Raw genomic sequence first — 12,326 nt, forward strand, 5'->3', positions numbered from 1 at the left:
AAACCCGATGAATCTCGACGCAAAAAAATGGCGCCCCCATTGGGGCGCCATTTTTCGGACCTGAAACGCGGTTTTACTTGCGCTTCATGGACAGGAAGAACTCGTCGTTGGTCTTGGTGGTTTTCAGCTTGTCGATCAGGAACTCGATGGCGGCCACTTCGTCCATCGGGTGCAGCAGCTTGCGCAGGATCCACATGCGCTGCAGTTCGTCGTCGGCAGTCAGCAACTCTTCGCGGCGCGTGCCGGAGCGGTTGATGTTGATGGCCGGGAACACACGCTTTTCAGCGATACGACGGTCCAGGGGCAGTTCCATGTTGCCGGTACCCTTGAACTCTTCGTAGATCACTTCGTCCATCTTCGAGCCGGTTTCAACCAGCGCGGTGGCGATAATGGTCAGCGAGCCGCCTTCTTCGATGTTGCGCGCGGCGCCGAAGAAACGCTTTGGCTTCTCCAGGGCGTGTGCATCGACACCACCGGTCAGCACCTTGCCAGAGCTCGGGATCACGGTGTTGTAGGCACGGGCCAGACGGGTGATGGAGTCGAGCAGGATCACCACGTCTTTCTTGTGCTCGACCAGGCGCTTGGCCTTCTCGATCACCATTTCAGCCACCTGCACGTGGCGGGTTGGCGGCTCATCGAACGTCGAGGCGACCACTTCGCCGCGCACGGTGCGCTGCATTTCGGTCACTTCTTCCGGACGCTCATCAATCAACAGCACGATCAGGTGAACTTCAGGATTGTTACGCGCAATGTTCGCCGCAATGTTCTGCAGCATGATCGTTTTACCGGCTTTCGGCGGCGCAACGATCAGGCCACGCTGGCCCTTGCCGATGGGTGCGCACAGGTCGATCACACGACCGGTCAAGTCTTCGGTGGAACCATTACCGGCTTCCATCTTCATGCGCACGGTCGGGAACAGCGGGGTCAGGTTCTCGAAGAGAATCTTGTTTTTCGCGTTCTCTGGACGATCGAAGTTGATCGTGTCGACCTTGAGCAGAGCGAAGTAACGCTCGCCTTCCTTCGGAGGGCGGATCTTGCCTACGATGGTGTCGCCGGTGCGCAAGTTGAAGCGACGGATCTGGCTCGGCGAGACGTAGATATCGTCTGGGCCGGCAAGATAGGAAGCGTCTGCGGAGCGGAGGAAGCCGAAGCCGTCCTGGAGAATCTCCAGCACGCCATCACCGGAGATTTCCTCGCCGCTTTTCGCGTGCTTCTTGAGCAGGGAGAAAATCACGTCCTGCTTGCGCGAACGGGCCATATTTTCTATGCCCATTTCTTCGGCCAGTTGGAGCAGGTCGGTAATCGGCTTTTGCTTGAGTTCAGTCAGATTCATATAGGAATGACGTAATCATTTATGGAGGGGGGAAATTAAGCTTTTGGCTTAATGAGGCCGCGCCGCAGAGAAGGCGACAGGATCGCGTACTAATCGAAAAGGAATGCGTCGGCGACGGCTTGCAGGGGGCAGTGGAGAAACCAGTGCGGGGCCGAATGTACCACCTGAATTTCGGAGCGTCTAGCCCTGTTTTACGAAAAAGCCCCGAGATTTTCGGGGCTTTTTTGGCGACGCTTAGATGTTGGCGTCGAGGAAGGCTTGCAGTTGGGACTTCGACAGCGCGCCTACTTTAGTGGCTTCGACGTTGCCGTTCTTGAACAGCATCAACGTTGGAATACCACGCACGCCGTGCTTGGCCGGGGTTTCCTGGTTCTCGTCGATGTTCAGCTTGGCAATGGTCAACTTGCCTTCATAAGTGGTTGCAATGTCGTCCAGGACCGGAGCGATCATTTTGCAAGGGCCGCACCATTCGGCCCAGTAGTCAACCAGCACCGGGCCGGCAGCCTTGAGTACTTCGGCCTCAAAGGTCGCGTCGGTGACGTGCTTGATAAGATCGTTGCTCATGGATGTCTCCGGAATGTAAGCAAAAAAAACGTTGCCCATCATAGCCGCCCTTCCCCCGTTCAGGAAGCCGCCTCTGATTGAGTCTTGCTATGGCGACGCATGACTTTGCATATCGCCGGTTCACGGTGCGACGGGTGTGACGAAGGCAATGCCCGTGCGCAATGCGGCATTACGTACATGTTCCTGCATGGTTTTCTGCGCCGCCGCACTGGTGCGCCGGGCCAGGGCACGCAAAATCCTGCGATGCTCCTGCCAGGTTTCCATGGCGCGCTCTGGCCGGATGAACGGTAGTTTCTGGCTTTCCAGGAATACATCGGCGCTGGCGCTCAGAATGCTCACCATCGCCTGGTTGCCGCTGGCCAGCAGGATGCGCTGGTGAAACTTGAAGTCCAGCCGGGCGGCAGCTTCAAAGTCACCCGCTTTGAGCACCTTGCGCATCGCCTCGACATTGTCTTCCAGGCTGTCGAGCTCGTCGGTGGTCAATGTGACCGCCGCCAACCCTGCCGCAAACCCTTCCAGGGCGTAACGCAGCTGGAAGATCTCCAGCGGCGTGGCCTGCGCCGCAAACGGCCAGGCGAGTTCGGACGGTGGGTCCGGTGCCTGCACAAACACACCCTTGCCCGGCTGCACACTGACCACACCCAAGGCGCTCAAGGACGATAACGCCTCACGCAACGAGGCCCGGCTGACGCCCAACCGCACCGCCAGATCGCGTTGCGAGGGCAATGCATCGCCCGGCCCAAAGCCCTGCTCCTTGATCAGTTTGCGGATGGCCTGCAGGGCCGCTTCCGGTACGGCTTGGGCGATGGAATTCATAAAAACTCAAGGTTCCAGTCAACTGAGCGGCTAGTTGTAAAGCTATTCACGCCTGCCGGCAAGCCACGCCCCAAAGGGGCTCGCGGGGTTTTTACGGCGCTCGAAAAGGGTGCGAAAAGTTTAATGACTGTTCAGACCAGTAAGACCATCCCACCTCAACGGATCCGTGCCTTACAGACAATTCCATGAGCGCTGGCATGGGCTGTGCACTGGGCAAATTCAGAAAATTCCTTCGCCTTTCTCGGAGAGTTGCCATGACCAAGCGCTACAGCGCCCTGCTCACTGCCCTGTTTGCCAGCCTGATGCTGAGCCAGGCACCCGCCCAGGCCAACGGTTTGGACGACATTGTTGCCCGAGGCACCCTCAAGGTCGCCGTGCCGCAGGACTTCCCGCCGTTCGGTTCGGTGGGCCCCGACATGAAACCCCGCGGCCTGGATATCGACACCGCCAAGCTGCTGGCCGACCAGCTCAAGGTCAAGCTGGAGCTGACTCCGGTCAATAGCACCAACCGCATCCCCTTCCTCACCACCGGCAAGGTCGACCTGGTGATCTCCAGCCTGGGCAAGAACCCCGAGCGCGAAAAAGTCATCGATTTCTCCAAGGCCTACGCGCCTTTCTACCTCGCCGTGTTCGGCCCGCCTGACGCGGCGATCAGCACCACCGACGACCTCAAGGGCAAGACCATCAGCGTGACCCGTGGCGCCATTGAGGACATCGAGCTGACGGCTGTCGCGCCCAAAGAGGCGACCATCAAGCGCTTTGAAGACAACAATTCGACTATCGCCGCCTATCTGGCCGGCCAGGTCGACCTGATCGCCAGCGGCAACGTGGTGATGGTGGCGATCAGCGAGCGCAACCCGAAACGCGTACCGGCGCTGAAGGTGAAGCTCAAGGACTCCCCGGTGTACGTGGGTGTGAACAAGAACGAGCCGGCATTACTGGAGAAGGTCAACCAGATACTGGTCGCGGCGAAGGCTGATGGCAGCCTGGAAAAGAACGCTATGCAGTGGCTCAAAGAGCCGCTGCCGGCTGATCTGTGACGCGACGGAGCTGACTGATGGCGTATCAATTCGACTTTGTACCGGTGCTGGCCAACACCGACCTGTTGTTACGCGGCGCCCTGTTTACCCTTGAGCTGACGGCTATCGGCGCACTGCTGGGAGTGGCCCTGGGCACCGTCGGTGCAGTTGTGCGGGCATGGAAGATTCAGCCGTTCGCCTGGTGCTTCGGCGTGTATGTCGAGTTGATCCGCAACACGCCCTTTCTGGTGCAGCTGTTTTTCATCTTCTTCGGCCTGCCGTCCCTGGGCTTGAAAATCACCGAGTGGCAAGCCGCCGTACTGGCGATGGTGATCAACCTGGGGGCCTATTCCACGGAGATCATCCGTGCCGGTATCCAGGCCATACCGCGCGGGCAACTGGAGGCTGCGGCGGCATTGGCCATGACGCGTTTCGAAGCGTTTCGCCATGTGGTGCTGCTGCCGGCACTGGGCAAGGTGTGGCCGGCCCTGAGCAGCCAGATCATCATCGTGATGCTTGGCTCGGCAGTCTGTTCGCAGATCGCTACCGAAGAGCTGAGCTTTGCCGCCAACTTCATTCAGTCGCGCAATTTCCGCGCCTTTGAAACCTATGCCCTGACCACCCTGGTGTACCTGTGCATGGCGTTGATGATTCGCCAGTTGCTCAACTGGATCGGCCGCCGCTATGTGATGAGGAACAGCCGATGAGTGATTTTTCCTTCTGGGACATCGTGCGCAACCTGCTCACCGGCCTGCAGTGGACGCTGTTGCTGTCGCTGGTGGCGTTCATAGGCGGCGGTGTGATCGGCCTGCTGGTGATGGCGATGCGCATCAGTCACAAGGCATTCCCGCGCAATGTGGCCCGCACCTATATCGAACTGTTCCAGGGCACGCCGCTGCTGATGCAACTGTTCCTGGTGTTTTTCGGTGTGGCGTTGCTCGGGGTGGATATTTCGCCCTGGCTGGCGGCGGCCATCGCCCTGACCCTGTTTACCAGCGCCTACCTGGCCGAAATCTGGCGCGGCTGCGTTGACTCTATTTCCCATGGGCAGTGGGAGGCATCGGCCAGCCTGGCGCTCAACCCTCTTGAACAACTGCGCTACGTGATCCTGCCCCAGGCCCTGCGCATTGCCGTGGCGCCGACCGTGGGGTTTTCGGTGCAGGTGGTCAAAGGCACCGCCGTGACTTCGATCATCGGCTTTACCGAACTGACCAAGACCGGCGGCATGCTCGCCAATGCCACCTTCGAACCCTTCATGGTCTACGGCCTGGTGGCCCTCGGTTACTTCCTGCTCTGCTACCCCTTGTCCCTCAGTGCGCGCTACCTGGAAAGGAGACTGCATGCCTCTGCTTAGAATTTCCGCCCTGCATAAGTATTACGGCGATCACCATGTACTCAAGGGCATCGACCTCTCCGTTGAAGAGGGCCAGGTGGTGGCGATCATCGGCCGCAGTGGCTCGGGTAAATCCACCTTGCTGCGTACTCTCAATGGCCTGGAGTCGATCAACGACGGCGTGATCGAAGTCGATGGCGAATACCTCGACGCCGCCCGCGCCGACCTGCGCAGCCTGCGGCAGAAGGTCGGGATGGTGTTCCAGCAGTTCAACCTGTTTCCACATTTGACCGTTGGCGAAAACGTCATGCTTGCGCCACAAGTGGTGCAGAAAGTGCCCAAAGCCAAGGCAGCGCAGTTGGCCAAACAGATGCTGGAACGCGTTGGCCTGGGAGAGAAGTTCGATGCCTTCCCCGACCGGCTGTCTGGCGGCCAGCAACAACGCGTGGCGATTGCGCGCGCCCTGGCCATGTCACCCAAGGTGCTGCTGTGCGACGAAATCACCTCGGCCCTCGACCCGGAACTGGTCAACGAAGTGCTCAGCGTGGTGCGCCAACTGGCTAAAGATGGCATGACGCTGATCATGGTGACCCACGAAATGCGCTTCGCCCGGGAAGTCGGTGACAAGCTGGTGTTCATGCACCAAGGCAAGGTGCATGAAGTGGGCGACCCCAAGGTCCTGTTTGCCAACCCGCAGACGCCGGAGCTTGCCAACTTCATCGGTTCTGTGGAGCAGCCGGGCTGACCAGTTCAAAACGGCCCTGCCCCTCCAGCGACGTCTGGCTCCGCACTTGCAGCGCCTCGGCGGGCAGGTCGGTGTCGATGTCGACCTGGGCGGTCAAGCGCTGACCTGTTACCGGCCTCCCTGCGACGCGTGCCGTCAGGACCTGGCCCGGTAATAACTGCCCAGCCGCACCACCGCCGGGCAGGTCCCAGTCGACGGCACGCCCATCCACCTGTGCATGCTTGAGGCTAAGCCGCAACCGCCCCTGCTGGCCAAAACGGAACGCTTGCCCATCGGCGGCACCGATAAACCGCAACGCCATCACCGACGGCTCGACGCACAACACGTTGAGCTGCAGCGTGCGCGTGGCGAGCGTCACGGTGGTGCTTTCGACCAGCGCCTCCCGGCGAATGACCCCGTAGTCGATACGCGGTTGGCTCACGGACAATCGGCAGTTTTCGGCGTGCGCCCCCTGAGCCAGCAACACCGTACAAAACAGCGCACAGCCGAGGCATTTAAGCTTACCGACCATGGCACACCGCGGCTGTTGTATCGAAGAACTTGTCATTATCAGGCTGGCTCCCAGGGGAAATGTTCAGCAGGCAACTGGCCGAGTCCGGCAATGAAACCCTCAGGTCTTGCACCTCGTTCACGTCGTTCAGAAAGATCATGCCTTCGCCCACTACGCTGGTCAGAAAACGATCGCCCTTGCCGAACACCGCAGCTCCCTGAGGCAGTGGCCGGCCTTGATCATCGCTGGCGTTGACCAGCATGCGGCGCACCTTCACCACATCAAATGCCACGGTGTTGACGGAACCGCGACCTGCGGCGAGCACACGGGTGCCGTTCTTCAGATCAACGCGTTTTGGCAAGGACTGGGTTTGCACCTCGATATGGCTGTTGGTGTAGGCAGGCAAGCTTGGAAGCACGGCCTGGCCGGTGAAGTCGGTCCACACCGGGCCTTGCGGGGTGTCGATTTTTGCAGAACCAATGTCGCCCACCGACGCAATACCAAACGTGTCCTGCACCGTGTAGGGCGAGAAGGTAATCCCACCTTCATGAGCGACCACGCCACCTTGCAGTTGCCCGGTGTAACTGGTGCCTAACGGGTCGCGACTGACACCCAGACCGACTCGGGTGTAACGCGGCGTGAGGTCTACCTGGCCGCGCATCGATTGCTCCTGCGCACTGAGGTCGCGCTCGACACCCACTTCATAGTTCACATACTCATTGACCCGTTCAGTGAGCGCCGTGCCGGTACGGGACTGCCCCCCACGGCGGCTGATATAGCTGTTCACACGACGATCACCGCCCAGGGGCACGCTGACCTGCAGCCGCAAGGACAAATCATCATCGAGGACGGTGTCGCGCCGGTTTCGATCCCGAGTGGCGTCGCGGCGTGCTTGAGTGCTGCCCACCTGGGAGTCGGCAATCAACGCAACATCGGCATAGCGAAACGATTTGTTCCATGAGGCGAACACGTGTTCGCTCGATTGCCCGTCAAATTGAGCGCTACGGGTATAGCCCAGGGAGAAGGCACCCAGGGTGGGGTCGACCCATGTCACGCCCGCCGTGTATTGATTCTTGAAGCGTGACGCCAGCACGTCGGCCGTGGTCGGGCGGCCGGCCTCGATCACCTCGCGATAGCCGCGGGTCTGGCTGGTTGCGCTGAGGTTGAGCTCGACGTTGGCGGATACCGGGCTGCTCACGGACACGCTACTGCGTGAGCCGGACACGGCATGACGGCTGTCGCGGGACAGGTTATGACGCGCGCCCACCGACACTCGCTGGAAAAACACGCTGCTCAACGTGCCACCTGCCGACCAGTACTCGTCGGTACTCAACAAGCCGAAACCACCCGTTGAGTCGCGCCCCAGGCCCCAGGTCCCGCTGCCCATGGCAACGACGGGCGACGGCCCCTCGCCCTGCCTCTCTTCACGTAGTTTGCCGAGGGACAAGTAATAACCGGGTGCCGCCGGCGCAGCGCCGGCGAACGAAGCCGCCGGCACCACGAAGCTACGTCGTCCCCCGCGTACATCGATCACACTGACCTCAAGGTCGCTTGTGCCATTGAGCAGCGGCAAACCGGTCAGTCGGAAAGGCCCTTCGGGCACCAGCGTACTGTGGATCAACACGCCGGACTGACGCACCTCGATCCGCGACTGGCTCTGTGCCAGGCCTTCCACCACCGCGTTATTGCTGCCTGCCGGCACGCGGGACTGGCCGTCGGGGGAAAACTGCACACCCGACAGCTGGATGCCACCAAACAGCGGATTGTTGCTGGATAGCTGGCCCGCCTGGAAAGTCGAGCGCAACGCGGCGATATCCCGCTGCGCATAGGCATACAGGTGCTCGTTGTGCGTCACGCCGTTATCGGAGACGTAGATTTGACGACTGCGAAGAATCCAATCACCCAGGTTGAAACCCGCTTCGGTGTAAGCCGACACGAACCGGTTGTTCCCACTGCGCGAATGGCTGTCGAAACCCTGCACATCATAGTTGAACAAGCCCGCCGCACCGCCCCGGGCGAACTCCCCGGCCTCCCACTGCGGTTCGCGCAGTGATGAGGTGGGCACCACCAGCGCCACTTCATCGTTGCCAGGGCGCAGCCGCACCATGGTCGTGGGAAACTCCCCCAGAAAGTCATGGCATGCCTGGTCGGCAGTGGCGCCTTTGCGGACGATGGCAGTGGGTTTGACCAACCCGGCTTTGTCCAGCAATGCCGGGGTAAAGCACAATTGCCCATTGGCATCGAACTGGGCGTCCACCAATCCGAGCGGGTTGCCGTTGACTTTCAACCCCACCACCTGGGTGCCCTCGCGAAAGCGCGCCGCCGTGCGGAAGTAGTCCGAGACTTTCGGGTCAATGCCGTGCGTGGTCAGTGCCGCCAGGTCAAAGCCCTCGCCCAGTTCCAAGGCAGGGGCAACGCCAGGCAAGCTCCACAGTGTTGCCATCCCCATGAGCAACGTGGGTCGGCGGGTCCATAAAAAAGCTCCGATTCGGTGACTCGACAGGTTTGTCATGGGTCGATCAACCCCCGTCGGTATTGATCGGGGCCCGGTAGTTTTCTACCGAAAAGCCGTAGATCGTGGCCGGTTGAATCTCTATATCAGTCAGTTCCTCCAAGGTTCCTTCAACCTTCACCGCCAGCGCTTCGCCCGGCAAAATGTAGGTGCGCGGCAGCGTAGCCGGGGCTCCCTGTGGCAATAACCGAACCTGCGGAGCCATGCGCACCACATAAGCGCTATCGTTGTGGACCGTCAAACGTTGCCCTGTACGTCGCCATTTCAGCAGCTCCCAGGGCGTGTGATGAACCGGCAGGCCTTGGGGATGCAGGATCAGCGGCAAATTCTGCCGCAAGGTGATACCAATGGTCGCACCGCCCGCAGCACGCGCCTGGGGAATGCCCTCGAAAGACACGCGTTTGAGCCGCTGAGTCTTCAACGGGGCCTTCAACGTGCTGATGAAACGCACCAGTTGCGTTTCGCCCCCTTCCACCCGCGCAATAGGCGGCGTCACGATCACGAGCGGTTCCACATCTTCCGGTATGTTTTCTATTACCGAATGCAGCAGCGCTGGAGCCGCGTCGGTATTCTTGATGTTTATCGTCGCTTCACCCTGCTCTTCGTTCAATACAATGACCGTGGTTTCCGGCAACATACCATCAGCCACCGCAACACCGACAAAGCACAAGAGCAACAGTGCATATAACAAACGCGTACTCTTTCTTACGGGACGACTAAGCACTCTGTGTTCCCCACAACCTTGAAGTTGACTATTGAGCGTCGTGCGCGCTTATAAAACAGCCGACCAGAAACACATGTTTCTTGATCGACTGTTGTTATGTAGCTTAGATGTAACTCAACTCAAGTGTTGCGCGCCCATCAAGGGTAACGTCACGACTCAGGTCCAGGTCCTGGCCTTTATTGATCACCGCACGCACAGCAATCGTCCCGGTCAACTGGTTGATAGAGGCAGGTGTGGCGGCCGTGCTGCTGCGCCAGGAATATTGGCTAGGCGCTTGTGCGACTTTGCCATCACTGTTCTGCCAGGCGCCGGCGCTGATTCGCATGATCGGAAACAGTGTTGCGGTCGGCGAGCGCAGGTCCCTGAGGGTAACGGCAAAGCCACCCGTTCTCCGGCCGGCCACAGTCCCCAACCCAAAGTTGTTCGCCTCGGTGTAACCACCCCCGAGCGCAGTGAGGATGCCCGTTACCTTGCTGCCGGCCTGCAGGTCGACAAATTTGAGCCCGAACTGGACAGGCGTATTGCCACAGCTGACGGTGATAGGCGTGGTTTTCTCGGTGAGCGCGTTAAACGCCGTCTGGGACAGTTGGCCCGAAGGAATATCGCCGTAGTTGATAATGCCACCGCCGCTCATACTGAGGTTACAGGCGGCGGGCTTGATGACCCCCCTGACGATCAGTTCTGCGCTGGTGGCAGCATGTGCGCCAATGTTTGCCGCCAGGCAAACGAGACCCAGGGTCAATCCAACAATTTTTTTCATATTCGACCTGTCACTTGAAAGTTATCAGGTGCTCTCTACATTCGTCTTGGCGGTTCCATCGCCAAACGGTTTATCTTCCTGGATGTCGACAACGACACATAAATAACACCAAGGCAAAATTGCCGGGTGACAGTGTGTCGCCTTGGTGCTTCATTAAAGAATCAGATAACGCCTGGGTTAATGTGAGAACTGTAAAACCTGCTGGTCATTTAAACCCAATTTAAAAGTAGGCTAAAACAAAATACCCGATGACATAATCAAACGCGTCCTGTAGGGAAAATCAAAACGCGGCTTTACTACGAGGCGAAGTTAAAACTCCTACAAAATTAATTCACTACTCCCCCGCTTGTCATTCGATGACATCCTACATATCTCACAAATTACCCCCACAGACAGCCGCAGAAAAATTACCGAAGCACAACGCGTTGGCTCCAGCGGTCGATCGTGGCACGATGGCAAGGTTATCGACCGAGACCCCAAACCATGCCGCAATCCCAAGCCAAGAACCTGTCCCTGATCGCTGCCATCGACCTGGGCTCCAACAGCTTTCACATGGTCGTGGCCAAGGCCCAGAACGGTGAAATCCGCATCCTTGAGCGGCTCGGCGAGAAAGTGCAACTGGCTGCCGGGATCAACGACGAACGCCAGCTCAATGAAGAGTCCATGCAGCGCGGCCTCGACTGCCTCAAGCGCTTTGCGCAACTGATCAACGGCATGCCGCCTGGCGCTGTACGAATAGTGGGCACCAACGCCTTGCGTGAAGCCCGTAACCGCAACGAATTCATCCATCGCGCCGAGGAAATCCTCGGGCATCCGGTAGAGGTTATTTCCGGTCGCGAGGAAGCACGCCTGATTTACCTCGGGGTCTCCCATACGCTGGCTGACACCCCGGGCAAACGCCTGGTGGCGGACATTGGCGGTGGCAGTACCGAATTCATCATCGGCCAGCGTTTCGAACCCCTGCTGCGCGAAAGCCTGCAGATGGGCTGCGTCAGCTACACGCAGCGTTATTTCAAGGACGGCAAGATCACCCCGGCGCGCTATGCCCAGGCCTACACGGCGGCGCGGCTGGAGATCATGAGCATCGAACACGCCCTGCACCGCCTGAGCTGGGATGAAGCCATCGGCTCTTCCGGCACCATCCGTGCCATCGGCCTGGCGCTCAAGGCCGGCGGCCATGGCACCGGCGAGGTGAATGCCGAAGGCCTGGCGTGGCTCAAGCGCAAGCTATTCAAGCTGGGGGATGCCGAGAAGATCGACTTCGACGGCATCAAGCCTGACCGCCGCGCCATCTTCCCCGCCGGCCTGGCGATTCTTGAAGCCATTTTCGATGCCCTCGAACTGCAACGCATGGACCACTGTGACGGCGCCCTGCGCGAAGGTGTGCTCTATGACCTGCTCGGTCGCCATCACCATGAAGATGTGCGTGAGCGCACCCTCAGCTCGTTGATGGAGCGTTACCACGTAGACGTGGAGCAAGCGGCGCGCGTAGAGCGCAAAGCCCTGCACGCCTTCGACCAGGTGGCCGATGACTGGGACCTGCAAAACGGCGTATGGCGTGAACTGCTGGGCTGGGCCGCCAAGGTGCACGAGGTGGGCCTGGACATCGCCCATTACCATTACCACAAGCACGGCGCCTACCTGATCGAACACTCGGACCTGGCCGGGTTCTCGCGGGAAGACCAACAGATGCTCGCGCTGTTGGTGCGCGGCCACCGCCGCAATATTCCCAGGGACAAATTTGCCGAGTTCGGCAAAGACGGCATCAAGCTGATTCGCCTGTGCGCGCTGTTGCGCTTTGCCATCCTGTTCCACCACATCCGTGGCACCCAGGAAATGCCCCAGGTGAAGCTGCGCGCCGACGGCGACAGCCTGGAAGTGATGTTCCCCAAAGGCTGGCTGGATGAAAACCAGCTGACCCAGGCGGACTTCGCCCAGGAAGCGGAGTGGCTGACGCGGGTGGGGTTCAGCCTGAACCTGCACTAAAGAACACCGCAAAACAAATGTGGGAGGGGCGGTGCGACGATTCG

12 protein-coding genes are annotated in these 12,326 nt (G+C 59.7%); 5 read left to right on the top strand and 7 right to left on the bottom strand.

Annotation, left to right across the window (positions count from 1 at the left end):
* Positions 1-73 precede the first annotated feature (73 nt).
* From rho to C4J93_RS25885, 3 genes are all read right to left on the bottom strand, one after another.
* Positions 74-1,333 carry a transcription termination factor Rho gene (gene rho, locus C4J93_RS25875; RefSeq protein ID WP_003176825.1) on the bottom strand — a complete coding sequence of 420 codons (1,260 nt, stop codon included), beginning with the start codon at positions 1,331-1,333 and terminating at the stop codon, positions 74-76.
* Between the two features lie 234 nt (positions 1,334-1,567).
* A complete protein-coding gene (gene trxA / locus C4J93_RS25880; protein ID WP_124368772.1) occupies positions 1,568-1,897 on the bottom strand; it encodes a thioredoxin TrxA in 330 nt (109 codons plus the stop codon).
* 120 nt (positions 1,898-2,017) lie between these two features.
* Positions 2,018-2,713 carry a FadR/GntR family transcriptional regulator gene (locus C4J93_RS25885; protein ID WP_124364910.1) on the bottom strand — a complete coding sequence of 232 codons (696 nt, stop codon included), beginning with the start codon at positions 2,711-2,713 and terminating at the stop codon, positions 2,018-2,020.
* Positions 2,714-2,967: 254 nt separating this feature from the next.
* Here C4J93_RS25885 and C4J93_RS25890 point away from each other — a divergent pair, with 254 nt between their 5' ends.
* Genes C4J93_RS25890 through C4J93_RS25905 form a run of 4 tightly spaced genes read left to right on the top strand, consistent with a single transcriptional unit; the run spans position 2,968 to position 5,810 of the window.
* Positions 2,968-3,753: a transporter substrate-binding domain-containing protein gene (locus C4J93_RS25890; RefSeq protein WP_064454657.1), complete on the top strand. Its 786-nt coding sequence runs from the start codon at positions 2,968-2,970 to the stop codon at positions 3,751-3,753.
* 17 nt (positions 3,754-3,770) lie between these two features.
* Positions 3,771-4,439: an amino acid ABC transporter permease gene (locus C4J93_RS25895; RefSeq protein WP_124364912.1), complete on the top strand. Its 669-nt coding sequence runs from the start codon at positions 3,771-3,773 to the stop codon at positions 4,437-4,439.
* On the top strand, positions 4,436-5,086 hold the full coding sequence (locus C4J93_RS25900) for an amino acid ABC transporter permease (RefSeq protein WP_124372243.1): 651 nt from the start codon (positions 4,436-4,438) through the stop codon (positions 5,084-5,086). Before C4J93_RS25895 ends, C4J93_RS25900 begins: the two co-directional genes overlap by 4 nt.
* Positions 5,073-5,810 carry an amino acid ABC transporter ATP-binding protein gene (locus C4J93_RS25905; RefSeq protein WP_124411050.1) on the top strand — a complete coding sequence of 246 codons (738 nt, stop codon included), beginning with the start codon at positions 5,073-5,075 and terminating at the stop codon, positions 5,808-5,810. Before C4J93_RS25900 ends, C4J93_RS25905 begins: the two co-directional genes overlap by 14 nt.
* Here C4J93_RS25905 and C4J93_RS25910 read toward each other — a convergent pair.
* The 4 genes from C4J93_RS25910 to C4J93_RS25925 all read right to left on the bottom strand — a co-directional run bounded on the left by C4J93_RS25910 (position 5,782) and on the right by C4J93_RS25925 (position 10,296).
* On the bottom strand, positions 5,782-6,321 hold the full coding sequence (locus C4J93_RS25910; protein ID WP_124430753.1) for a hypothetical protein: 540 nt from the start codon (positions 6,319-6,321) through the stop codon (positions 5,782-5,784). The genes C4J93_RS25905 and C4J93_RS25910 overlap by 29 nt on opposite strands.
* Complete coding sequence (locus C4J93_RS25915) at positions 6,311-8,812, bottom strand: fimbria/pilus outer membrane usher protein (protein ID WP_124430754.1); 2,502 nt, start codon at positions 8,810-8,812, stop codon at positions 6,311-6,313. The genes C4J93_RS25910 and C4J93_RS25915 overlap by 11 nt, the downstream gene beginning before the upstream one ends.
* Before the next feature lie 7 nt (positions 8,813-8,819).
* Positions 8,820-9,449: a fimbria/pilus chaperone family protein gene (locus C4J93_RS25920; protein WP_372238187.1), complete on the bottom strand. Its 630-nt coding sequence runs from the start codon at positions 9,447-9,449 to the stop codon at positions 8,820-8,822.
* A 190-nt stretch (positions 9,450-9,639) separates the two neighbouring features.
* Positions 9,640-10,296, bottom strand: coding sequence for a DUF1120 domain-containing protein (locus tag C4J93_RS25925; protein ID WP_124368777.1), 657 nt, complete (start codon positions 10,294-10,296; stop codon positions 9,640-9,642).
* A 483-nt stretch (positions 10,297-10,779) separates the two neighbouring features.
* Between C4J93_RS25925 and ppx the strand changes: the two genes are divergently transcribed.
* The gene (gene ppx / locus C4J93_RS25930; RefSeq protein WP_124364918.1) at positions 10,780-12,282 is read left to right on the top strand and encodes an exopolyphosphatase; all 1,503 of its coding nucleotides are present in this window, start codon (positions 10,780-10,782) and stop codon (positions 12,280-12,282) included.
* Positions 12,283-12,326: the final 44 nt, after the last annotated feature.

It is taken from the genome of Pseudomonas sp. R2-37-08W (assembly GCF_003851705.1).
In the GTDB taxonomy this organism is placed as follows: Bacteria; Pseudomonadota; Gammaproteobacteria; order Pseudomonadales; family Pseudomonadaceae; genus Aquipseudomonas.

Bases quoted from the DNA above. Each gene is read 5' to 3' on its own strand.
- rho (WP_003176825.1), bottom strand. From the start codon at position 1,333: ATGAATCTGACTGAACTCAAGCAAAAGCCGATTACCGACCTGCTCCAA.
- trxA (WP_124368772.1), bottom strand. From the start codon at position 1,897: ATGAGCAACGATCTTATCAAGCACGTCACCGACGCGACCTTTGAGGCC.
- C4J93_RS25885 (WP_124364910.1), bottom strand. From the start codon at position 2,713: ATGAATTCCATCGCCCAAGCCGTACCGGAAGCGGCCCTGCAGGCCATC.
- C4J93_RS25890 (WP_064454657.1), top strand. From the start codon at position 2,968: ATGACCAAGCGCTACAGCGCCCTGCTCACTGCCCTGTTTGCCAGCCTG.
- C4J93_RS25895 (WP_124364912.1), top strand. From the start codon at position 3,771: ATGGCGTATCAATTCGACTTTGTACCGGTGCTGGCCAACACCGACCTG.
- C4J93_RS25900 (WP_124372243.1), top strand. From the start codon at position 4,436: ATGAGTGATTTTTCCTTCTGGGACATCGTGCGCAACCTGCTCACCGGC.
- C4J93_RS25905 (WP_124411050.1), top strand. From the start codon at position 5,073: ATGCCTCTGCTTAGAATTTCCGCCCTGCATAAGTATTACGGCGATCAC.
- C4J93_RS25910 (WP_124430753.1), bottom strand. From the start codon at position 6,321: ATGGTCGGTAAGCTTAAATGCCTCGGCTGTGCGCTGTTTTGTACGGTG.
- C4J93_RS25915 (WP_124430754.1), bottom strand. From the start codon at position 8,812: ATGACAAACCTGTCGAGTCACCGAATCGGAGCTTTTTTATGGACCCGC.
- C4J93_RS25920 (WP_372238187.1), bottom strand. From the start codon at position 9,449: ATGTTGCCGGAAACCACGGTCATTGTATTGAACGAAGAGCAGGGTGAA.
- C4J93_RS25925 (WP_124368777.1), bottom strand. From the start codon at position 10,296: ATGAAAAAAATTGTTGGATTGACCCTGGGTCTCGTTTGCCTGGCGGCA.
- ppx (WP_124364918.1), top strand. From the start codon at position 10,780: ATGCCGCAATCCCAAGCCAAGAACCTGTCCCTGATCGCTGCCATCGAC.